Source organism: Brachybacterium halotolerans, from assembly GCF_016623465.1.
Taxonomy (GTDB): domain Bacteria; phylum Actinomycetota; class Actinomycetes; order Actinomycetales; family Dermabacteraceae; genus Brachybacterium; species Brachybacterium halotolerans.
Genome location: NZ_JAEDAJ010000001.1, coordinates 441,963 through 463,351 on the forward strand (window position 1 = coordinate 441,963; position 21,389 = coordinate 463,351).

General features: G+C 72.7%; 17 protein-coding genes. 6 read left to right on the forward strand and 11 right to left on the reverse strand.

The window, feature by feature from the left end:
• Nucleotides 1-144: 144 nt before the first annotated feature.
• Nucleotides 145-576 (reverse strand): hypothetical protein, encoded by a 432-nt coding sequence (locus I8D64_RS02005; RefSeq protein ID WP_200500825.1) that lies wholly within the window; start codon nt 574-576, stop codon nt 145-147.
• Nucleotides 577-863: 287 nt separating this feature from the next.
• Between I8D64_RS02005 and I8D64_RS02010 the strand changes: the two genes are divergently transcribed.
• Complete coding sequence (locus I8D64_RS02010; protein ID WP_200500826.1) at nt 864-4,319, forward strand: bifunctional proline dehydrogenase/L-glutamate gamma-semialdehyde dehydrogenase; 3,456 nt, start codon at nt 864-866, stop codon at nt 4,317-4,319.
• A 290-nt stretch (nt 4,320-4,609) separates the two neighbouring features.
• Nucleotides 4,610-5,860: an acyltransferase family protein gene (locus I8D64_RS02015; RefSeq protein ID WP_200500827.1), complete on the forward strand. Its 1,251-nt coding sequence runs from the start codon at nt 4,610-4,612 to the stop codon at nt 5,858-5,860.
• Between the two features lie 210 nt (nt 5,861-6,070).
• Here the strand turns inward: I8D64_RS02015 and I8D64_RS02020 are convergent, their stop codons facing one another.
• Complete coding sequence (locus I8D64_RS02020; protein WP_200500828.1) at nt 6,071-7,450, reverse strand: UTP--glucose-1-phosphate uridylyltransferase; 1,380 nt, start codon at nt 7,448-7,450, stop codon at nt 6,071-6,073.
• A gap of 73 nt (nt 7,451-7,523) precedes the next feature.
• On the opposite strand from I8D64_RS02020, the gene metG reads away from it, so the two are divergent.
• Nucleotides 7,524-9,317 (forward strand): methionine--tRNA ligase, encoded by a 1,794-nt coding sequence (metG, locus tag I8D64_RS02025; protein WP_200500829.1) that lies wholly within the window; start codon nt 7,524-7,526, stop codon nt 9,315-9,317.
• Between the two features lie 9 nt (nt 9,318-9,326).
• Here the strand turns inward: metG and I8D64_RS02030 are convergent, their stop codons facing one another.
• Genes I8D64_RS02030 through I8D64_RS02040 form a run of 3 tightly spaced genes read right to left on the reverse strand, consistent with a single transcriptional unit; the run spans nt 9,327 to nt 11,636 of the window.
• Nucleotides 9,327-10,091, reverse strand: a complete 765-nt coding sequence (locus tag I8D64_RS02030; RefSeq protein ID WP_200500830.1) for a PIG-L deacetylase family protein — start codon at nt 10,089-10,091, stop codon at nt 9,327-9,329.
• Nucleotides 10,092-10,146: 55 nt separating this feature from the next.
• The gene (locus I8D64_RS02035; protein ID WP_200500831.1) at nt 10,147-11,184 is read right to left on the reverse strand and encodes a hypothetical protein; all 1,038 of its coding nucleotides are present in this window, start codon (nt 11,182-11,184) and stop codon (nt 10,147-10,149) included.
• On the reverse strand, nt 11,181-11,636 hold the full coding sequence (locus I8D64_RS02040) for a hypothetical protein (protein WP_200500832.1): 456 nt from the start codon (nt 11,634-11,636) through the stop codon (nt 11,181-11,183). The genes I8D64_RS02035 and I8D64_RS02040 overlap by 4 nt, the downstream gene beginning before the upstream one ends.
• A gap of 245 nt (nt 11,637-11,881) precedes the next feature.
• Here I8D64_RS02040 and I8D64_RS02045 point away from each other — a divergent pair, with 245 nt between their 5' ends.
• Complete coding sequence (locus I8D64_RS02045) at nt 11,882-13,366, forward strand: phytoene desaturase family protein (RefSeq protein WP_200500833.1); 1,485 nt, start codon at nt 11,882-11,884, stop codon at nt 13,364-13,366.
• Nucleotides 13,367-13,488: 122 nt separating this feature from the next.
• Nucleotides 13,489-13,671, forward strand: coding sequence for a hypothetical protein (locus tag I8D64_RS02050; RefSeq protein ID WP_343068392.1), 183 nt, complete (start codon nt 13,489-13,491; stop codon nt 13,669-13,671).
• Here the strand turns inward: I8D64_RS02050 and I8D64_RS02055 are convergent.
• The 6 genes from I8D64_RS02055 to I8D64_RS02080 form a co-directional block, all read right to left on the reverse strand.
• Nucleotides 13,634-15,064 (reverse strand): O-acetylhomoserine aminocarboxypropyltransferase/cysteine synthase family protein, encoded by a 1,431-nt coding sequence (locus I8D64_RS02055; protein ID WP_200500835.1) that lies wholly within the window; start codon nt 15,062-15,064, stop codon nt 13,634-13,636. The two genes, I8D64_RS02050 and I8D64_RS02055, sit on opposite strands and share 38 nt — an antisense overlap.
• A 212-nt stretch (nt 15,065-15,276) precedes the next feature.
• Entirely contained in the window at nt 15,277-15,936 is a 660-nt protein-coding gene (locus tag I8D64_RS02060; protein ID WP_200500836.1) for a DNA-3-methyladenine glycosylase I, read from the reverse strand.
• Between the two features lie 9 nt (nt 15,937-15,945).
• On the reverse strand, nt 15,946-16,806 hold the full coding sequence (locus tag I8D64_RS02065) for a siderophore-interacting protein (RefSeq protein ID WP_200500837.1): 861 nt from the start codon (nt 16,804-16,806) through the stop codon (nt 15,946-15,948).
• Nucleotides 16,807-16,904: 98 nt separating this feature from the next.
• Entirely contained in the window at nt 16,905-18,050 is a 1,146-nt protein-coding gene (locus tag I8D64_RS02070) for an FAD-dependent oxidoreductase (RefSeq protein WP_343068393.1), read from the reverse strand.
• A complete protein-coding gene (locus I8D64_RS02075) occupies nt 18,047-18,892 on the reverse strand; it encodes an HAD family hydrolase (RefSeq protein WP_200500838.1) in 846 nt (281 codons plus the stop codon). The genes I8D64_RS02070 and I8D64_RS02075 overlap by 4 nt, the downstream gene beginning before the upstream one ends.
• 34 nt (nt 18,893-18,926) lie before the next feature.
• Entirely contained in the window at nt 18,927-20,459 is a 1,533-nt protein-coding gene (locus I8D64_RS02080) for an MDR family MFS transporter (RefSeq protein WP_200500839.1), read from the reverse strand.
• A gap of 387 nt (nt 20,460-20,846) precedes the next feature.
• Between I8D64_RS02080 and I8D64_RS02085 the strand changes: the two genes are divergently transcribed.
• Nucleotides 20,847-21,353, forward strand: coding sequence for a DUF6314 family protein (locus tag I8D64_RS02085; protein ID WP_200500840.1), 507 nt, complete (start codon nt 20,847-20,849; stop codon nt 21,351-21,353).
• Nucleotides 21,354-21,389: the final 36 nt, after the last annotated feature.

Below are 21,389 nucleotides of genomic sequence, written 5' to 3' on the forward strand. Positions count from 1 at the left end.
CCCCCCCCCCCCCCCCCCCCCCCACCCCCGCCCCCCCCCCCCCCCCCCCCCCCCCCCCCCCCCCCCCCCCCCACGCTCGTATCGTCGTGCCACCGGCAGGTGCGCCGGACTTCGTGCAGTCGGCAGATGCGCCGGCGCCGGGGCTCAGGCGCTGAGGGGCTTATCGCCGACCTCGCCGTCGCCGCCCGAGGTGGTGTCGGGGGTGCTGCCCGCGGAGCTGTCCGGAGTCGCGGACGTCGATCCGGAGCCCGAGGCCGAGGAGGATGCCTTCGCGCTCTCGTCGCCCTCGTCGTCCCCCGAGGCGTCGTCGGCGCGGTGGGTCGCGCGGTCCTTGACCGCCGTGGCCGCACCCGCGGCGGCGCCCTTCACGGAGTCGGCGACCTCGGGCGCGCGGTCCTTCGCGCGCTGGGCCAGGGCTTCCGCCGATTCCTTGGCGTCGGACGCCTTCTGCTGGACCGTCGGGTCGTCGGCGATCTGGCGGGCGGTGGACTCGAGCGACTCGTAGGGTCCGCGGCCCATGCGGGAGCCCGCGAAGAAGCCGAGCACGAGGCCGAGCAGGAAGATGACCTTCTTCATGGTGTTCTGCCTTCCGTCGGGGCAGCTTCGGACACTGCCGCAGGTGCCCCATCGTGGCACAGGCACCCGATGACCGGACGTACGATGGCAGTCCCTCGGGCGCGCGCACGGACCCGAGGACGGCAGGAGGGCACCGTCGCCCTCCACCCACCGCGGCGCACCCGTCGCGGGCCCTGCGCCGCCGTCCTCCCCGCCGCTCCCCGGGACACCGCGGGCCGTGCCCCGCATCCAGCGTCAGCCAGCGTCAGCGAGACGTCCCGTCCCGTCGACAGATCAGGAGAACAGCGTTGCCCACGACCACTCGGACCCGCACCACGTCCATCGCGCCCGAGCAGGTCGCATCGCAGGTCAGGGACTGGGTCCACGAGGCCGCAGCGCGGCCCGTCCCCCGCTCCGCCCAGCTGCTGGCCGATCTCCTCAAGGACCCGAAGGGCCTGGACTTCACCGTCGCCTTCGTGGACCGCGTGATCCGCACCGAGGATCCCCGCGCGGCCGCCTCCGAGCTCAAGCGGCTCGCGGCGGACCCGCCGTCGTTCCTGCCCGCTCCGCTGCGCCGCGTGATCTCCTTCGGCGGCGCCACCGCACCCACGCTGCCCCATGCCGTCATCCCGACCGCGCAGGCCGTCATGCGGCGCATGGTCTCCCACCTCATCCTCGACTCGCGCGACCCGCAGCTCGCCCGCTCCGTGCGCCGTCTGCGCGCCGAGGGCACCGACCTGAACATCAACGTGCTCGGCGAGGCCGTCCTCGGCGCCCGCGAGGCCGGGCGGCGCCTGGCCTCCGTGCGAGAGATGGCCGGCCGGGACGACGTCGACTACGTGTCGATCAAGATCTCCTCGATCGTCGACCATCTCTCGCTGTGGGGCGCGGCGGAAACGGTCGACCACGTCGTGGAGACCCTGCTGCCGCTCTACCTCGACGCCTCGCGCCAGGACTCCCCCACCTTCCTGAACATGGACATGGAGGAGTACCGGGACCTCGAGCTCACCCTCGACGTGTTCGAGAAGCTCCTGGACCGCCCCGAGCTCATGCAGCTGCGCGCGGGCATCGTGCTGCAGGCCTACCTGCCCGACTCGTTCGCCGCGATGCAGCGCCTGCGCGCCTTCGCGAAGGACCGTGTGGCCCGTGGCGGCGCGCCCATCAAGGTGCGCGTGGTCAAGGGCGCGAACCTCGCCCTGGAGACGGTCGACGCCTCTCTGCACGGCCTGGACCAGGCACCGTTCCACACCAAGGAGGAGTCCGACGCCCAGTACAAGCGGATCCTGCTGGACTCCCTCGAGCCCGAGCACCTCGGGGCCGTGCACCTGGGCATCGCCGGGCACAACCTCTTCGACGTCGCCTTCGCTCACCTGCTGATGGGCGAGCGCGGGATCGACGGGGCCGACGACGAGGTCGAGTTCGAGATGCTCGCCGGCATGGCCCCGGGGCAGCAGCAGGTGGTCCGCGAGGCCGTCGGCTCGATGCGCCTGTACGTGCCGGTGGTCTCTCCCCGTGAGTTCGACGTGGCCGTCTCCTACCTGGTGCGGCGCCTCGAGGAGAACGCCTCGAGCGAGAACTTCATGTCGGCCGTCTTCGAGCTCGACGACAGCGAGGACCTGTTCGCACGGGAGCAGGCGCGCTTCGAGGCGTCACTCGCACGGGCGATCGAGGGCCCGGCGGAGGCCACCCACCGCGACCAGGACCGCGCGGCGGAGGAGCACGGGGAGCGGCCGGCGCTCGGCTCGACCGTGATCCCCGCCCGTCCCGGCGCCTTCCGCAACACTCCCGACACCGACATGTCCACGGCCGCGAACCAGGAGTGGGCCGCCGGGATCATCCACCGCGTGCGCGGTTCCCGCATCGGCATCGAGGAGATCGAGGCGGCGCGCGTGACCACCCGCGAGGGCGTCGACGACGTCTACCGCCGTGCCCTCGCCGCCCAGGAGACCTGGGCGAGGAGGGGCGCGAGCGAGCGCGCGCAGGCGGTCCGCGAGGTCGCGCGCGTCTTCGCCGCCCACCGCGCCGACCTCCTCGAGGTGATGGCCGCCGAGACCGGCAAGGTGCTCGAGCAGGGCGATCCCGAGGTCAGCGAGGCCATGGACTTCGCCCTCTACTACGCCGAGCAGGCGGAGCTGCTCGAGGAGCTCGACGACGCGGTCCTCACCCCCCGCCGCCTGACCCTCGTGACCCCGCCCTGGAACTTCCCGGTCGCGATCCCCACCGGCGGCGTGCTCTCGGCGCTCGTGACCGGCAGCGCCGTCGTCATGAAGCCCGCCCCGCAGGCCCGCCGCTGCGGCGCGATCATCGGAGCCCTGGTCCACGAGGCCGGGATCGACCGGGACCTCGTCCAGATCGTCGACGTCCCCGAGGACGAGGTGGGGCGCGCCCTGATCGCCGATCCGCGGGTGGACCAGCTGGTCCTCACCGGCGCCTACGACACGGCGGCGCTGTTCGCCTCCTGGAGGCCCGAGCTGCCGATCAAGGCGGAGACGAGCGGCAAGAACGCCGTCATCGTCACTCCCCACGCGGATCTCGACCTCGCCGCGAAGGACGTCGCCGCGAGCGCGTTCGGCCACGCCGGTCAGAAGTGCTCCGCCGCGAGCCTCGTGATCACCGTCGGCTCCGTCGCCCGCTCCCGCCGCTTCTCCTCCCAGCTCGCCGACGCCGTGATGAGCCTGCACGTCGGCTATCCGACGGACCCGACCTCCCAGATGGGCCCGGTCATCGAGGAGCCCGCCGGCAAGCTCGCGGACGGGCTGAGCAGCCTCGGCGCCGGGGAGCGCTGGCTCGCCGAGCCGCAGCAGCTCGACGAGTCCGGCCGTCTGTGGAGCCCGGGCGTGCGCGAGGGCGTCGAGCCGGGTTCCGAGTACCACCTCACCGAGTACTTCGGACCGATCCTGGGCATCGTCCACGCCGACACCCTGGAGGAGGCGACCGAGATCCAGAACGGCACCTCGTACGGGCTCACCGCCGGCCTGCACTCCCTGGACCTGGGCGAGATCGCCTGGTGGACCCAGCACGTGGAGGCCGGGAACCTGTACGTCAACCGCGGGATCACGGGTGCGATCGTGGAGCGCCAGGCCTTCGGCGGCTGGAAGCGCTCCGCGATCGGGGAGACCTCGAAGGCCGGCGGCCCGAACTACCTCATCCACCTCATGGATGCGGCCGACGTCGAGGGCCGGCGGACTCCCTCGGGAGCGATCCGGGACGAGGCCACCTGGCTGACCACGGCCAAGCACTCGGATGCGGCCCACTGGACCAGCACCTTCGCCGCCCGTGACCCGCAGGACCTGCACGGTGAGATCAACGTGCTGCGCTACGTGCCGATCCCCACGGTGGTGCGCGCCGCCGAGGGCGCGCGGGAGGTCGAACTGCGTCGCGTGCTGCACGCGGCGGCGACCGTCGGCGCCGACATCGAGGTCTCCGTGGCGACCGGCGCCCTGCGCGCCGCGGCCACTCAGGAGCTGCCGGTGGGCACCACCGTGCGGATGGAGGACGCCGACGCGTTCGCCGCCGCCGTCCCCGCGCAGTCCCGCCTGCGGATCCGGCTGGTCGGAGAGGCCGACGACGCCCTGCTGGGCGCGATCTCGCGCCGCGTCGAGGTGGCCCTGTTCCGCGGCCCGGTGACCGCAAGCGGACGGATCGAGCTGCTGAGCTTCTTGCACGAGCAGGCCATAAGCGCGACCGATCACCGCTACGGCAACATCATCCCCGAGACCCTCGACGTCACCGGCGGCGAGGGGTACGTCCACGGTCGCGACTGACGGGGGCCGACGGGCCGCGAGTCGACTCCGTCGGATCGGCCCGTTCGACCCGTCCGCCGGACCGGACCGTTCGACTGGCCCGTCCGCTGGATCGGCCCGTTCGACCCGTCCGCCGGACCGGCCTGTCGGACATGTCCGTTCCGCCGACGACCCGGCCCGTCGACCTGATCACACGCGCCCTCGCGCGCGGGGCGCGATGCGTCCCATTCGCGGCGCGGGTGCTTGAGCGCGTCACCTTCCGCTCCTAGCCTCGTCACGTTCCGTTCACCCCCGACGAGAGGCGCAAGCGCATGGCCGGCCAGCAGGATCCGAGCGCGGAGCCAGCCCCCACCGAGACGGCCGGCACGGGCCCGGCCGGTGGGAGCGCCCCGGCCGTTCCGACGCACACGCCGCGGCGCCCGCCCACGCACCGCGCCCACGGCGATGCCCGCGGGACGTCCGCTCCCGCGGCGCTCGACACCCGCGCAGCGCCCTCGGACCCCGGGAAGCCCGAGAAGCCCGCGAAGGCCGATAAGCCCGCGAAGAAGCCCCGTGATCCGCTGCTGGACAACGCGCGCGCGATCCTCATCGCGCTCGTGGTCGTGGGCCACACGATCGAGAGCAACGACAACGCGTACCTCGACATCCTCTACACGTGGATCTACTCGTTCCACATGCCCGCCTTCGTCGCGATCTCCGGCTTCCTCTGCCGCTCCTACCGCAACGAGCCGCGGCAGGTCTCGCGCCTGCTCACGGGCATGCTCCTGCCGTACCTGATCTTCCAGGTCCTCCACTCGATCGAGAGCGACCTCCTCGACGGGAACCCGATCACCGTGAGCCTGTGGCACCCGGCCTGGACGCTGTGGTTCCTGCTCGCGCTGACGTTCTGGCGGGTGTTCTCGCCGATCCTGCGCTCCCTGCGCTACCCGCTCGTGTTCGCGGTCGCGATCTCCGTGCTGGCGCCCCTCGAGGCGGACTTGGACACCGTCCTCACCTGGGGCCGCGTGCTGAGCTTCCTGCCGTTCTTCGTGCTGGGACTGATGTGCACGCCGGAGATGCTCGCGAAGATCCGCGACGTGCGCTGGGGACGGGCGATCGGCGCGGCGGCCTTCGCCTGCGCCCTCGTGGTCGCGGCGATCACCCACGACATGTTCTCCAACGACATCTTCACGATGTCCCGCAGCTTCTCCGAGAACGATCTCGGGAACGTCTACGGCATGGTCACGCGCTTGCTCGTGCTGATCTGCGGCACGATCCTCACGATCGCGATGATCATGGTCGCCCCGCGTCGCCACCACTGGTTCACGGCCCTGGGCGTGGAGTCCCTGACGATCTACCTGATCCACCCGCTGCTGCTGCAGATCCCCCGCGACCTGGGCTGGTTCGACGCGATGACGTCGAACCTCGACGCGGTGATGCTCGTGGTCGGGGCGCTCCTCCTGGTGCTGATCCTCTCGCGCGCACCGATCGTCAAGGTGCTCTCGTGGATCACCTCGCCGCCCATCGGCCACTTGCTCGTGCGGGAGCCGGCAGCAAGCGCGGCAGGGCCGGCGCGGCGCTGAGCCCGAGGCCCGCAGCGGCGCCGCGCACGGCCCGACCCGGGCGAAAGTGGCGCACCGCGGGGCGGCAGTCGCGCACCGGCGTATGGCGGACGTCTCTGCCATATCTGGCAGAGACGTCCGCCATTTGCCGGTGCATGACCGATGGACCGCGTCGACCATCCACAGATCCGCAGGGTGTGCCCCGCGCAGTGGGGACCCACCCGCAGGTCCTCAGCCGCCGAGCACGGTCCCGCCGGGGATCTGCGCGGGGTCCTCGGGGCCGACGACGGCGTCGCCGCGGGCGACGACGTCACGCCCGAAGGTGTGATCGCCCGTCACGCTCAGCGAGGTCGCCTCGCGCAGGGACGGCACGCCGTGAGGGAAGCGGGCGTCGAAGTCGCCGATCAGCTTGTAGTGGTCACTGTCCAGGGAGACGGTCGGGGCCGACGGCACCTGCTGGACGAGCGCGCTCTTGGTGTCGAGGTCGTAGACGTCCGAGCGCACCAGCAGCAGGTCGCTCGTGGCCTTCACGGGCAGGAAGCGATCGCGGCCGACGACGATCGCGCTCGCGCCCTCGAACACCTCGATCGCGGCGCCCATCGCGGACTCGATCTGGTAGACCGGCGTGCTCGACTTGTCCGAGGGGTCGACGGTCTTGGAATTGCGGATCATGGGCAGCGGCATGACGCCGTCGTGGGCGCGCAGCACCGCGTCGAGCTTCTCGAGGTCCATCCACAGGTTGTTCGTGTGGAAGAACGGGTGACGGTGCTCATCGGTGAAGAAGTCCATCTCCTCCTCCGGCGTCTGCGCGGTGTCGCGCAGGATGAGCCGACCGTCGGACTTCCGCACCGCGAGATGGCCGCCCTTGCGATCCGCGGGGGTGCGCGGGCACAGCTCGGCCGCGTAGGGCGCGCCGGAGGCGGCGAACCAGCCGGCCAGCACCGGGTTCGGGAGCGTGCCGAGGTTGTCGGAGTTCGACACGGACGCGTACTTGAAGCCGGCGGCCAGGAGCTTCTGGAGGACGCCGGAGGTCTGCAGCGCCGTGTAGAGGTCGCCGTGGCCCGGCGGGCACCACTCGAGGTCGGGATCGGCCTCCCAGGTGACGGGCTCGAGGTCGTCGGCCCGCAGCTTGGGCTCCTTGTTCTGCAGGAAGTCCAGCGGGAGATCGCCCACAGACAGGTCCGGGTACTGCTCGAGCACCTCGAGGGTGTCCTCGCGCGTGCGGAAGGAGTCCATGAACAGCAGCGGCAGCGGGGAGCCGGTCGCCTTCCGCGCGGCCAGGACCTGCTCGACGATGATCTGCAGGAAGGACCTGCCGTCGCGCACGGGCAGCAGCGACTTCGCGCGGTCCATGCCCATCGAGGTGCCCAGGCCCCCGTTGAGGTTGATGATCGCGAGGCGGTCGAAGGCCTCCTTGGCCTGGAACGGATCGATCGTGACGTCCTCGAGCCGGGGCGGGTCGAGGTACGGGGAGATGGTGTCCTCCGGGATCGACCCGGTGACGCCCTCCTCGAGCTGCTGGTAGTAGCGGGAGAACACGTCGATCGCCGTCTGGGCGACGCCGGCGTCTCGCATCTTCTGCTGGGCTGCGGAAAGGCCATGGGTGCTCATGTGGCCAGGGTATCGGTCGACGCGGGCCGTTCGCGGTCCGCGTGCGGGCGTGGTGTCCGTAGACTTGCGTCCCATGAGCACAGTCCTGTCCGCGGTCGCCTGGCCGTACGCCAACGGTCCCCGCCACATCGGTCATGTCGCCGGCTTCGGCGTCCCCTCCGACGTCTTCTCGCGCTTCATGCGCATGGCGGGCCACGACGTGCTCATGGTCTCCGGCACCGACGAGCACGGCACCCCGATCCTGGTCGAGGCCGACAAGGAGGGCGTGACCGCCCGCGAGCTCGCCGACCGCAACAACCGGATCATCGTCGAGGACCTCGTCGCCCTGGGCCTCAGCTACGACCTGTTCACGCGCACCACCACCCGCAACCACTACGCGGTGGTGCAGGAGATGTTCGAGGTCGTGCGCGACAACGGCTACATGATCGAGCAGACCACCTCCGGCGCCATCTCGCCGTCGACCGGCCGCACCCTGCCCGACCGCTACATCGAGGGCACGTGTCCGATCTGCGGCGCCCCGGGCGCGCGCGGCGACCAGTGCGACACCTGCGGCAACCAGCTGGATCCGACGGACCTCATCGACCCGGTCTCCCGCATCAACGGCGAGACCCCGGAGTTCATCGAGACCACCCATTGGTTCCTGGACCTGCCCGCGCTCGCGGCGGAGCTCGGTCGCTGGCTCGACGAGCGCGAGGCGACCGGCCTGTGGCGTCCGAACGTGATCCGCTTCAGCCAGAACATCCTCCAGGACATCAAGCCGCGCGCGATGACCCGAGACATCGACTGGGGCATCCCCGTGCCGGGCTGGGAGGACCAGCCCACCAAGCGCCTCTACGTGTGGTTCGACGCCGTGATCGGCTATCTCTCCGCGTCCATCGAATGGGCGCGGCGCCAGGGCGATCCGGAGGCATGGCGCCGCTGGTGGAACGATCCCGAGGCCCTCACCTACTACTTCATGGGCAAGGACAACATCGTCTTCCACTCGCAGATCTGGCCGGCGGAGCTCATCGCCCAGAACGGCGAGGGCGACAAGGGCGGCGAGCCCGGCCGCTTCGGGAAGCTGAACCTGCCCACCGAGGTCGTCTCGAGCGAGTTCCTCACCATGGAGGGCCGGAAGTTCTCCTCCTCCAAGCGCATCGTCATTTACGTGCGCGACATGCTCGAGCGCTATCAGCCCGACGCGGTGCGCTACTTCATCTCCGCCGCGGGCCCGGAGAACCAGGACGCTGACTTCACCTGGTCCGAGTTCGTCTCGCGCACGAACAACGAGCTCGTCGCCGGCTGGGGCAACCTCGTGAACCGCACGGCCGCGATGATCGCGAAGAACGTCGGCGAGATCCCCGCCGCGGGCGAGCTCGAGGACGTCGACCGGGCGCTGCTGTCCCAGATCGAGGGCGGCTTCCGGTCCGTCGGCTCCCTCATCGAGGCCCACCGGCAGCGCGCCGCGATCGCCGAGGCCATGCGCCTGGTGGGCGAGGCGAACCGCTACGTCTCGGAGACGGAGCCCTTCAAGCTCAAGGCCCCCGAGCAGCAGGAGCGCCTGCACACGGTGCTCCACGTGCTTGCGCAGGCCGTCACCGACCTCAACACCATGCTCGCCCCGTTCCTCCCGTTCTCCGCGAACGCGGTCGAGCGGGCGCTCGGCGGGGACCGGCAGATCGCCCCGCTGCCCGAGGCCCGCGAGGTCGAGGACCTGGACGGCGGCCCCTCCTACGCGATCATCACGGGCGACTACACGGACGTGCCCGTATGGGGCCACCGCGACGTCGAGACCGGTCGCCCGGTCGCGAAGCCCTCGCCGATCTTCACCAAGCTCGACCCGAAGGTCGTCGACGAGGAGCTCGAGCGGCTCGACCCCGAGGCCTGACCCGACGGGTCACTGCCCCGTCGAGCCTCCGAGCCCTCCCAGGTCGAAGACGCGGGCGGTGACGGCGAGCCCGCCGCCCTCGCTCTGCGCGCCGCCCTCCTGCAGGGCGCGCGGGATGAGCTCCTCGGGCGCGGGGTGCCCGGTGACGTGCGCGAGGTACGCCTCGTGGCTGCGCAGCGAGGCGATCGACGCCGCGGCGTCGTCGGGGCCGACGGGGATCGCGTGGGTCGGCCGCGAGTGGCCGACGACGATCAGGGCGCGGGCCTGCCACGGTCGATAGCCGTCGTGGCCGAGCTCGCGGAACACCCAGGGGTTCGCGGCGTCGCGCGTGCCGTCGGCCGCGGCCGTCCCGGCCGTGCGGTGGTCCGCCTGGTTCAGGGAGCCGTGGGCCTCGACCTCGTAGGTCGTGGTGAGCACGAGGTCCGGGCGCACGTCGCGGACGGTGCGGGCCACGTCGCGCCGCAGGTCGAGCGAGGGCTCGAGCATGCCGTCGGGATGGGCGAGGATCCGCAGATCCTCGACGCCCACCGTCGTGCAGGCGGTCCGCTGCTCGCGGGCGCGCAGCGGGGCGACGACCTCCGGTGCCTCCGCCATGCCCGCCTCCCCCGCGGTGAGCAGGAGGTAGGTGACCTCGACGCCGCGCGCGGTCCAGCGGTGCACCGCGGCGGACGCCCCGTACTCCATGTCGTCGGGATGCGCGACCACGCAGAGCACACGGCGCACGTCCTCGTCGGGAAGCGTCGGCAGGGCGCGGGCGGCCTGGTGACTGGGCATGAGGACTCCCCTCGGTCGACGGGCGGCGAAGCGTCGGGCCGCCCGGGCTCCGAGGCTACTCGGGCTCGACTCCCGCGCGGGAGGGATCCGGAGCGCCCGCGCGCCCAGCGCCGGCTCGCGCAGCGCTGGCTCGCGCAGCGTCGGCTCGCGCAGCGCGACGGCGCCCGGCCCATCGGCGCAGTCGCGCCGTGATCCGCTCGAGCGGCAGGAACGCCGCCCAGCACACCACCGTGGGCAGGAAGTGGATCCCGAGCGCCACGAACGTCGCGAGATGGAAGACGAGGAAGACGCCGATCAGCGCGTAGAGCTTCCTCCCCCGCAGGAACAGCGCGAGCGGAGACATGGTCTCGAGGGCGATGAGCGCCCATTGGGCCGGACGGAACAGCCAGGGCACGTCCAGCATCCACTGCACCCACGGGGCGCCGCGGCGGATGAACGCGAAGGCGAACACTGCGCTGTTCGCCCAGGTCGCCGGGGACCCGGAGATCACCGACTTCTCGAGCACCGAATAGAAGTAGGTGAGCACCACAGCGAGCTGGATGCACCGCAGCGCCCAGCCCGCCTGCCGAGAGAGCACTCCTGCGTCGGCCCCACCGACCCCACCGAACCCGTCGACCCCGTCCACCCGGTCGGCCCGTGCCCCCGCGATGCCGGCGGTGGGCAGCACGGCCACGGCGACCATGAGCGCCACGTGGTCGTGGCTGATGTAGCCGTAGCCCTGGGAGTAGAGCATCCAGATCCAGAAGCTCACGGCGAGCACCACGCCGCTCGCGCGCGGCGCGCGCCCCAGGGCGCCCAGAGCCCCGGAAGCGAGGATGACAACCAGCAGTCCCCAGCCCAGCACCGGCGTCACCGCGGGAAGGTGCAGGAGGCGGGCGAGCGCCGTGGGCCGGAAGTACTCGGGGTTCGCCGCGTGGCCGATCACGTCATTCGAGACCAGCAGCACGTCGAAGACGACGAACGCGCTGATCAGACGGCGCATCACCTCCAGACGCGCGAGGGGGATCGCCGGGGTGAGGACATCGAGCAGTCGTTCTGTCCCTCGCCGTGCGCGGGGCGGCGTGCTCGCGCCCGTCGAGATCGCCGTGCTCATCGCGCCTCCCAGGTGACCAGGGTGACGTGCTCGGGCGGCCCGTCGGGCGCGCCTGAACGCAGGTGGTAGCGGTCGCTGCAGACGGTGAGGCTCGTCAGCTGCGGCTCGTCCGGGTGGTGGGCGTCGACGGCCCGGGCGAGCGGGGCGAGGCGCTGGGGGTCCTCGCGGATCCCGCGCAGGTTCCCCTCCACGTCGGAGCGCGCGATGCCGGCGTCGGGGAAGCTGATCGGGAGGACCTCGTCGCTGCCCTCGCGGGTGCCCTCGAGGCAGGTGTCGTCGACGACGCCGTCCGGGTCGCGGGGCTGGGCGAACATGGCCATCGCGCTGAACGGGAAGAGGTCGTCGGTGTGTCCGATCTGAGCGGCCGTCAGCACGGCCAGTCCCGCAGCCATCGCGAGGATCCGCCAGGCGAGGCCCACGGGGCCCATGCGCCCCACACGCGTCCGCCGCACACGCGGCACTGTGCCGCCGGGGGCTCCCGGCATCCCGGCCGTCGAGGGGCCGATCCCCGGATCATCGTGCTGATCGGCGCTCCGCCCGGTGGGCCGATCGCGAGGGGACGCGGGATCTTCGGTCATTGCGCCCACGATAGGGAACGCGGACGCGGCCGGGCCGAACCCCACGCCGATCACGCCCCACGACCTGGACCTCCGGGGTCCGCGCGCGACGCCCCTGCCCCGACCACTAGGCTTCGAGCATGGCTTCCCCCTCGCTGGACGCAGTGGTCGTCGGCTCAGGGCCCAACGGGCTCGCGGCGGCGGTCACCCTCGCCCGTGCGGGGCTGAGCGTCCAGGTCCTCGAGGCCGAGAAGACCCTGGGCGGCGGCTCCCGCACGCTCGACCTCGGCCTGGCTCCCGGGATCGTCCACGACATCTGCTCGGCCGTGCACCCGATGGCGCTCGCGAGCCCGTTCCTGCGCGAGTTCGACCTCGCGGCGCGCGGCGTGCGCACGATCGTGCCCGAGGTCTCCTACGCCCAGCCGCTGCCGGGCGGTGATGCCGGCATCGCCTGGCACGACCTCGAGCGCACCGTCGAGGGGCTCGGGCCCGACGGGCCCTCGTGGCGCCGCATGTTCGAGCCCCTCGCCCGACATGCCGACGCCGTCACCGCACTCGCTCTCGGCGACAAGCGCTCGATCCCTTCGGAGGTGCTCTCCCCCGCCGGGCTCGTGGCCGGCGCCCGGTTCGGGCTGCGGGTGCTGCAGCAGGGCACCCGGGCCTGGGACGCGCCCCTGCACACGGAGAGGGCGCGCGCCCTGCTCACTGGAGTCGCCGCGCACGGCATCAGTCCCCTGCCGTCGCTGGCCGGCGCCGGGGTCTCCCTGCTCCTGGCCGCGCTCGCGCACGCGGGCGGCTGGCCGATCCCTGTCGGCGGCAGCCAGGCCATCGCCGATGCCCTGCTCGAGGACCTGCGCGCCCACGGCGGCAGCGTGATCGCAGGCCGCCCTGTGCGATCGCTCGCGGATCTTCCGCCCGCGCGCGCCGTGCTCCTGGACACGAGCGCCGACGACGCCTCGCGGATCCTCGGCCGCACGATCCCCCGCCGCACCGCCCGCGGCCTGCGGGGCCTCGGGCACGCGGGTGCCGCGGCGAAGGTGGATCTGGTGACCAGCGGGCCGATCCCGTGGGCGCATCCGGACGTGCGCCGCGCGGGGACCGTGCACCTGGGCGGCACCAGGGAGGAGGTCGCCGCGGCCGAGAACCAGGTGCTCGCGGGCCGCATCCCCGAGCGTCCCGTGGTGCTCGTGAGCGATCCGGCGGTCGCCGATCCCTCCCGCGAGGTCGGTGGTCTGCGGCCGATCTGGGCGTACGCGCACGTGCCCGTCGGCGGCATGGAGGATCCCACCGAGGCCGTGATCGCGCAGGTCGAGGCGAGCGCCCCCGGATTCCGCGACACGATCGTCGCCGCGAGGGGCATCCCCGCCGCGCGCATGGGCGAGCACGACCGGGCGATCGTCGGTGGCGACATCGCGATGGGGACGATCACGATGTACCGCATGATCGCGCGGCCCCGCGCGGTGTGGGACCCCTACCGGCTCTCGGACGACGGCCACTTCCTGTGCTCGTCCGCGACGCCTCCGGGCCCCGGGGTCCATGGCCTCAACGGCCATTTCGCCGCGCGGCGCGTCCTGCACGAGCGCTTCGGGATCCGTCGGGCCCCCGACCTCGGCCCTGGCGCCTGACGGCGCGAGAACCCTGCGCACTCCCAGCGAGCCGACCGGTCGAGGCACGCGGCGCGTTCGACGGATCTGCCCCACTGGGGCACACTCGTGGCATGGCTCAGCGATGCGAACAGTGCAGGAGAGTGATCCGCGGCCGCGCCCGGAAGTCGTTCACGGGGCGCCTGCTGTGCGAGCGCTGCAACGACCGGATCCTCGGCGCCTCCGCAGGGCATGCGGTGGGCGGCGGGGTCGGGCACGCCGTGAGCGGCGGCGGCTGGTTCGGGCGCGTCAAGCAGTTCGCGAGCGGGAAGCGCCCGCGCCGCTGAGCACCGAGGCGCGACCCGGCGCGTCCGTCGGTGCTGCGTCTCCCGGTCCCGCGTCTCCCCGTTCCGCGCCTCCCGGCTCCGCGTCGCCCGGTTCCGCGCCGCTCGGTCCCGCGTCGCGCGCCGTCCGCGCGGCGGCGAGGCCCCGTTGCAGGTCCGAGAGCAGATCGTCCACGTCCTCGAGGCCGATGCTGAGGCGCACCGTGCCCTCGCCCACCCCGCAGGCCGCCCGCTGCTCCGTGCTCAGGTGCGAGTGCGTCGTGGTCGCCGGGTGGCAGACCAGGGAGCGGACGTCGCCGATGTTCACGGCGAGGGTGAAGACGCTCAGGGCATCGCAGAAGGCGGCGGCCGCTGCTTCCCCGCCCTCGAGGTCGATCGAGAACACTCCCGAGGTGCCGCGTGGGAAGTCGCGCGCGGCGAGGTGCGCGTCGGCGCGACCGGGGGCCGACGGATGGTTCACACGGGCGATTCCTTCCGCGCCCTGCAGGCTGCGAGCGATCTGCTCGGCGTGAGCGCTGATGCGCTCAAGGCGCAGGTCGAGGGTCTCGATGCCCACGAGCACGTCGCGGGCGCTCTGGGCGGGAAGGGTGGCGCCGAAGTCGGTGACGTACTTGGCCCGGGCGAAGCCCAGCAGTCCGGAGCCGCCGGCCTCGTACTCGTCGGCGAAGGTCACGTGGAAGCGCTCGTTGGGTGTGGTCAGGCGCGGCCAGCGCTCGGGACATCGGCGCGGGTCGAAGGAGCCGGTGTCCACGATGAGTCCGGCGATCGTGGTGCCGTGACCGGCGAGATACTTGGTGGCCGAGTGCACCACCACGTCGGCCCCGTGCTCGCCGGGACGGTAGAGAGCGGGGCTCGCGAGGGTCGAGTCGACGACCACCACCGCGCCGTGCTCGTGGGCGATCGCGCTGATGGCATCGAGGTCGGTCAGCTCAGCCCCGGGATTTGCGATCGACTCGAGGAGGACGACGCGGGTCTCCGGGCGGATCGCGGCGCGCCAGGCGTCGACGTCCCAGGGGTCGACGGAGCTCCAGCTCACCTGCAGGTCGACGAGGGTGTCGCCGAGGAACTCCGTGGTCCCGCCGTAGAGGCGGGAGGAGGCCACGACGTGGGTGCCCGGCTCCAGCAGGGCGCACAGCGCGATCGTGGTGGCCGCCTGCCCGCTCGCCACGGCGATCGCGCCGATCCCGCCCTCGAGCGCGGCGATCCGCTGTTCGAGGACGGCCGTGGTGGGGTTCCCGGAGCGGGAGTAGGCGAACCCCTCGCTCTCCCGGGCGAAGAGGGCCTTCAGAGAGGCGTGGCCGCTGTGGGCGTAGGCGCTGGTGGCATAGATCGGGGGGACGAGCGAGCCGTGGGCGCCGCGCGCGTCCCAGCCCGCGTGCACCGATGTCGTGGACATGACCTTCTCCTCCCGAGCGGCCGACGGGGCCGAGGACGCCGCTCCCGGCCACTCTCGCGCGCACACGGGTCGGGCGCCCAGGAATGTGACCACGTATGACCGCTCATGCGGTCCCCGCGCACCGGACGTGGCGGTCGGGCACGGGATGCGCGGCTCGCGCGGGTCGGGCTCGGGATGCGCGGCTCGCCCGGTTCAGGCTCGAGTTGAGCCGGTCAGGCTCGACGCGCGCCGGTCTCGTCCCAGAGGCCGGAGCTGCCGCGGCGGTGGGAGCCCAGCAGGTGGGTGTCGACCACGCCGAGGGCCTCCATGAGCGCGAACATCGTCGTCGGCCCCACGAACCGGAATCCTCGGGCCTTGAGCTCCTTCGCGAGCGCGCGGGACTCGGCGGAGGTCGTCGGCACCTCGGCGGCGGTGCGCGGCGCAGGGCTCGTCCCCGGCCGGTAGCTCCAGACCAGATCGGCGAGGGTCGAGCCGCGCGGCAGGTCGCCGCGGGCGCCGATCCCCTCGGCCTCGCGCAGGGCGAGGGTCGCGCGGGCGTTGGCGATGGTCGCCTCGATCTTGCCGCGGTGGCGGATGATGCCCTCGTCGGCGAGCAGGCGCTCCACGTCGGCCTCCTCGAAGCGGGCGACCGCCTCGGGGTCGAAGCCCGCGAAGGCGCGGCGGAATCCGGGGCGGCGCCGCAGGATCGTGGCCCAGGAGAGGCCGGACTGGAAGCCCTCGAGCGCGAGGCGCTCGAACACCTCGGCCTCGGTGCGTCGCGGCATGCCCCACTCGGTGTCGTAGTACTCGCGCAGATCCTCGTGGCGGCTCGCCCAGACGGGGCGGGCCAGTCCGTCCTCGCCGACGACAAGGTCCTCGCTCGGATCGCTCATGCGGCGGGGTCAGTCCTCGTCGATGCGGCCGACGGGCTCGCGCTTCTCGGCCTGGAACTGGTCCTCGACGCGGCCGGCGGCCCAGTAGGCGGAGATCGAGATGAGGGAGCGGTCGATGCCGCGCTCCTTGACGAGGTTCCGACGGATCCGCTTGATGATGCCGCGCTCCCCGTGGGCGAAGACCTGGAGGCCGTCGGCCGGGAGGTCCAGGCCCTCGGTCTCGGTGACCAGCTGCTCGCGGTCGCCGATCAGCCAGCGCAGCTCGACGCCCTCGGGGTGGTCGAGGTCCTGCTGGTCCTCGGCGTGATCGAGCTGGACGAGGGCGATGCCGCGGGCCGCGGGCTCCATGGCCTCGAGGGCGGAGGCGATGGCGGGCAGCGCCGAGTGGTCGCCGATCAGCACGTGGAAGCCCGTCTCCGGGTCGGGGGCGTAGCCGCCGCCGGCGCCGTTCGCGGCGACGACGTCGCCGGGCAGGACGGCGTCCGCCCAGGCGGCCGCGATCCCGTCGATCGTGCCCTCGCCGTGGAGCACGAAGTCCAGCGCGAGCAGCTGCTTCTCGCGGTCCCACGAGCGCACCGTGTAGGTGCGGCGGGACGGCAGGGTCTCGGGCGAGGTCTCGCGCAGGCCCTCCATGTCGTAGGGCGGCTGCAGGCCGCTCCCTGGCTGCGGGAGCAGGAGCTTGAGGTACTTGTCCGTGGAGTCGTTGTCGTTCAGGACGCTGACCTGGTCACCGCCGACGATCACGCGCAGCAGGTTCGGCGTGATCCGCTGCTTGCCGATCACCTCGAGGACCGCCTGGGGACGCGGAGGCCGCTTCCCCTTGTCCCTGGGGTTCGGTGCTGCGGTCCCGGATCCTGTGGCGTCGCTCATGCCTCCGACAGTACGGCAGACCGCCGACCCCCTGCAGGACCGAGGGATTATCGCCACACGTCCCTTGCGTTAAATCGGGGCCGGTCCTGGACGGGACGTCAGCTGCGCAGGAGGCGCCGGGCCGCGGCGCGGCCGGCGCGGTTGGCGCCGATGGTGGAGGAGCTGGGGCCGTAGCCGACGAGGTGGATGCGAGGGTCGTCCGCGACCTGGGTGCCATCCATCCGGATGCCGCCGCCCGGGGCGCGCAGGTGCAGCGGCGCGAGGTGGTCCAGGGCCGCGCGGAAGCCGGTCGCCCAGAGCAGGACGTCGAGGGGCGTCGTGGTGCCGTCGGCCTCGATCACACCCTCGGGCACGATGCGCGTGAACATCGGTCGCCGCGCGAGAGCTCCCCGGGCGTCGGCGGCCGCGAGGGCCGGGCTCCAGGGCAGGCCGGTCACGGAGACCACGCTGAGAGGGGCGAGTCCCTGCGCCACGCGCTCCTCGACCATCGCGACGGCCGCGCGGCCCTCGATCTCGGGGGTGAACCCGCCCTCGCGGAAGACAGGCTCCCGGCGCGTGTACCAGAAGGTGGTCGCGACCTCGCTGAGCTCGGCGAGGAAGCCGGTGGCGCTGATCCCGCCGCCGACGATCCCGATCCGCCGCTCGGCGAGGGCCGCGGCGCCGGGGTAGTCGACGGTGCGCAGCATGCGACCGCGGAAGGTGCCGATCCCCGGCACGAAGGGGACGAACGGATTGCCCCAGGTGCCGGTCGCGTTCACGATCGCGCGCGTGCGGATCGGCGCCAGCGACCTCCCCTCCCCGTCCACGCTGTCGACGCGCAGCGGCGAGTCGATCCCCGCGTCCGGATCCTCGGAGCGCACGGAGGTCACGCGGACAGGCCGCTCGATCGGGAGGGAGCCCCGCCGCTCGAACTCGTCGAAGTAGGCGGGGACCGCGGTGTTCGCGCTCTCGAACTCGGCGACGGTGCCCTGCGGCATGTCGGGGAGGTCGGCGATGTGGTTGACCGTGGCCATGGTCAGCGAGTCCCAGCGATGCCGCCAGGCGCCGCCGGGCCCGTCCTCGGCATCGAGCATGATGACGTCGGCGCCGCGGCGCAGCAGGTGGTGGCCGGCGCTGAGTCCCGCCTGTCCCCCGCCGATGACCACGACGTCCGCCTCGCGCAGGGAGGGCTCGTCGGATTGAACCGGACGGGCGGGCGGGGCGGACCGGACGGGCCCGTCGGACGGGACGGGCTGCTCGCTCACGGGAGCGCCAGTGCTCGGAGCGCGGCGGGGAGTTCCCTGATCCCGGAGATCACCGCATCGGGGCGAGCGAGCCGATCGGCGGGGTCCACGCGCGCCTGCTGCCGCGCGGTGAGGTCGCGGAGGAACTCCGAGAAGGGGTCGTCGCGCTCGGGCGACGTGCCGGGCGAGGCCACCAGTGCAGGACCCGTCGGCCCCTGGAGCTCGGCGGGCGCCGAGGGGCAGTAGAGGACCGCCGCGCCGCCCGCGCGATGGGCGCCGAGCACGTCATCGTCGAGCCGGTCCCCGAGGTGGACGAGGGGTCCGGCGCCGCTGCGTGCGCCCGTCAGGGCGCTCGCGAACATCACCGGATCGGGCTTCGGGGCACCGGCGGAGTCGGCGGTGACGAGGTCGTCGACGAGGTCGAGGAGACCGACCGCCCGCAGCGCTGGCACCTGATAGCGGCGCCACCCGTTGGTGATCACCACGAGTCGCCAGCCGTCGGCCTTCAGCGCCCGCAGCACCTCCGGCGCACCCTCCTCGAGCAGTCGGGTGCGCGCGGGAGCCACCTCCTCGAGTCGCTCGACGATGTCGAAGGGCAGCCGGGCGCCGCGCTCGCGAGCCACCCGGGCGAGGGTCGCCTGCCAGTCGTAGGCCGCGGCGGGGTCCTCGGAGAACATTCTCTGCGCCTCGGCCATCACCTGGTCGTGGAGGCCCTCGATCCCCTGCTCGCGGGCGACCTGCGCATCGAGGTCCGCGATCACGGTCCCCAGCGGCCCGTGGATGAGCGTCGCGTCCAGATCGAGGCCGAGTGTCCCCGCGGTGGGGGCGGAGCGCTCGGGCGGCGCGGAGGCTGGGCTGGTCATGCCGTCCATTCTGCGGTCCGCGACGTCGCGCCGCTCAGGCGGCAGACTCGACGGGGATCTGCTGCGGCTCCTCCTCGGCCTCCTCGGGCGCCCGGATGAACCAGGCGAGCACCACGGGCACCAGGGCGATCAGTCCCGCGACGAGGAAGGCCGCCCGCGCTCCCGGGGCGCCGGCCGCCGCGGTCGAGAGGCCGTCGGCCTCCCCCTGATGGAGGATCGAGGAGTACAGGCCGATGAGGACGGCGACGCCGGCCGCGCCGCCCACCTGCTGGAGCGTGTTCAGCGCGGCCGACCCGTGGGAGTACAGCCGGCGCTGGAGCGAGCCGAGCGAGGCGGAGAACAGCGGCGTGAAGGTCATCGCGAGGCCCACGGACATGAGGGTCTGGACGATCATCAGCACGGGCCAGGCGGTGTCCTCGCCCACCGTCGAGTAGAACAGCAGGGCGCCCGCGACCACGATCGTGCCGGGCACGAGGAGGACGCGCGGGCCCTTGGCGTCGTACACGCGGCCCATCACGGGCCCCAGCAGTCCCATGAGGATCGAGCCGGGCATGAGGATCAGGCCCGACATGAGGGCGTCCAGTCCCGCGACGTTCTGCAGGTACAGCGGCAGCAGGGTGAGCGTGCCGAACATGGCCATCGCGACGACGCCCATGATGATCACGGCCAGCGTGAAGGTGCGCGAGCGGAAGACCCGGAGGTCCAGCAGGGCGTCGTCGGCGCGCTGCAGGGAGACCTGGCGCAGGCAGAAGAGGGCGAGGATCACGAGGGCGACGACGATCAGGACGATCGCCGTGCCCTGGGTCCCCAGGCCCGGGATGGTCGCGCTCGCTCCGCCGCCGCCCGCGGTCTCGTGCGCCGAGCCCAGCAGGCTCAGCCCGTAGACGAGCCCGCCGAAGGCGAGGGCGGAGAGGATCACCGAGAGCACATCGAGCGGGGCGCGCAGGGTCTCCCCGAGGTTGGTCATCCAGCGGGCGCCGAGCAGCAGGGCGACGAGCGCGATCGGCAGCACGATCCCGAACAGCCAGCGCCAGCCCAGGGTGTCCAGGACCGCGCCCGAGAGGGTCGGGCCGATGGCGGGGGCCAGCGAGATCACGAGGCCCACGCGGCCCATCATGCGTCCGCGCGAGTGCGCGGGCACGACGTTCATGATCGTGGTCATCAGCAGCGGCATCATGATGCCGGTGCCGACCGCCTGCACGACGCGCCCCAGCAGCAGCATCGGGAAGCCGAGCGCGAGCAGGCAGACCAGCGTGCCCAGGGAGAACGCGCTGATGGCGAAGAGATACACCTGGCGCGTCGTGAAGCGCTGCAGGAGGAAGCCGGTGGTGGGGATGACCACGGCCATCACGAGCATGAAGCCGCTGGTCAGCCACTGCCCGTTCTCCGGGGCGATGCCCAGGTCGTTGTTCAGGTGCGGGATCGCGATCGCCATCGTGGTCTCGTTGAGGATCGCCACGAAAGCGGCGACCAGCAGCAGCCAGATGACGCGCATGCCCTGGGGATCGATGCCCGTGGCCGGTGGCGCGGCGGGCTGCGGGGAGGGCGCGGTCTCGTGCGAGGACATGGGACTCCTGGGTCAGGGCGGCGGCGCGCTCGCGGGCGAGGGGCGCCGGTGGGTCGTCGAGGGCCCGCGGCCGGATCGGCGGGGCCGACGACCCTGCGGGAAGGGCGGGAGCGCTGAGGCCGACGGCGGACGCCGTGGACCGGCGCCTGGCGTCGACGCGAGCGGCACTCCGGGCAACGTCGGCGGATCGGGCGGTATTCCCGTGGTCCGGACCGAGGATGCCGATCGCCCCGTCCACGAGTATCGCGGTCCGGGGCCCCTCGCGTCACGGGGGTTTTCCCGAGGACACGTCCGACCTCGGGCCGCCCTCGCCTCGGTGAGCGCGGGCCCGTGGTGAGCGCCGGACCGATGCTGTCGCCTCCACCTCGCCCTCGATAGCCTCGACGGGTGAGCGACCAGCAGCACGACCTCCGGCCCACCCCTCGGACATCGCCGGGTGCGAGCCCGCGGGCGCTCCTCGGCGACTGGCTGCTGAACCGCCGCATCGAGGATCGCCTGTCCCGCGAGATCCTGCAGGTGACCGGGACGACCGAGATCTCGATGCGCGAGGACGGCCGTATCGCCTGGAGCGAGAGCGGTGTGCTCACCCGCGGCGCCGCGGATGCTCGGCCGATCCCCGTGCGACGCGAGCTCCTCATCGAGCGCCGTGCCCGCCCCCTCGATAGGCAGGGCGGCGCGGACTCCCCGGACGAGGACTGGATGGTGCTGTTCGCCGACGGCCGGGACTTCCATCCCTGGACGCCCGGACGGCCCGTGGTGCACCCCTGCGGCGAGGACCGCTACGACGGCCTCGTCGAGATCCTGGATGAGCGCGAATGGCGCGTGACCTGGGAGGTCATTGGCCCGGCCAAGGACATGACGATCCACAGCGTCCTCACCGCCCCGCAGGCCTGAGGCCCCGCAGGCCCGAGGCTCCGCGGATCCGTGGCG

Coding starts and splice junctions, on each gene's coding strand:
- I8D64_RS02005 (WP_200500825.1), bottom strand. CDS start 576: ATGAAGAAGGTCATCTTCCTGCTCGGCCTCGTGCTCGGCTTCTTCGCG.
- I8D64_RS02015 (WP_200500827.1), top strand. CDS start 4,610: ATGGCCGGCCAGCAGGATCCGAGCGCGGAGCCAGCCCCCACCGAGACG.
- I8D64_RS02020 (WP_200500828.1), bottom strand. CDS start 7,450: ATGAGCACCCATGGCCTTTCCGCAGCCCAGCAGAAGATGCGAGACGCC.
- metG (WP_200500829.1), top strand. CDS start 7,524: ATGAGCACAGTCCTGTCCGCGGTCGCCTGGCCGTACGCCAACGGTCCC.
- I8D64_RS02030 (WP_200500830.1), bottom strand. CDS start 10,091: ATGCCCAGTCACCAGGCCGCCCGCGCCCTGCCGACGCTTCCCGACGAG.
- I8D64_RS02035 (WP_200500831.1), bottom strand. CDS start 11,184: ATGAGCACGGCGATCTCGACGGGCGCGAGCACGCCGCCCCGCGCACGG.
- I8D64_RS02045 (WP_200500833.1), top strand. CDS start 11,882: ATGGCTTCCCCCTCGCTGGACGCAGTGGTCGTCGGCTCAGGGCCCAAC.
- I8D64_RS02055 (WP_200500835.1), bottom strand. CDS start 15,064: ATGTCCACGACATCGGTGCACGCGGGCTGGGACGCGCGCGGCGCCCAC.
- I8D64_RS02060 (WP_200500836.1), bottom strand. CDS start 15,936: ATGAGCGATCCGAGCGAGGACCTTGTCGTCGGCGAGGACGGACTGGCC.
- I8D64_RS02065 (WP_200500837.1), bottom strand. CDS start 16,806: ATGAGCGACGCCACAGGATCCGGGACCGCAGCACCGAACCCCAGGGAC.
- I8D64_RS02075 (WP_200500838.1), bottom strand. CDS start 18,892: ATGACCAGCCCAGCCTCCGCGCCGCCCGAGCGCTCCGCCCCCACCGCG.
- I8D64_RS02080 (WP_200500839.1), bottom strand. CDS start 20,459: ATGTCCTCGCACGAGACCGCGCCCTCCCCGCAGCCCGCCGCGCCACCG.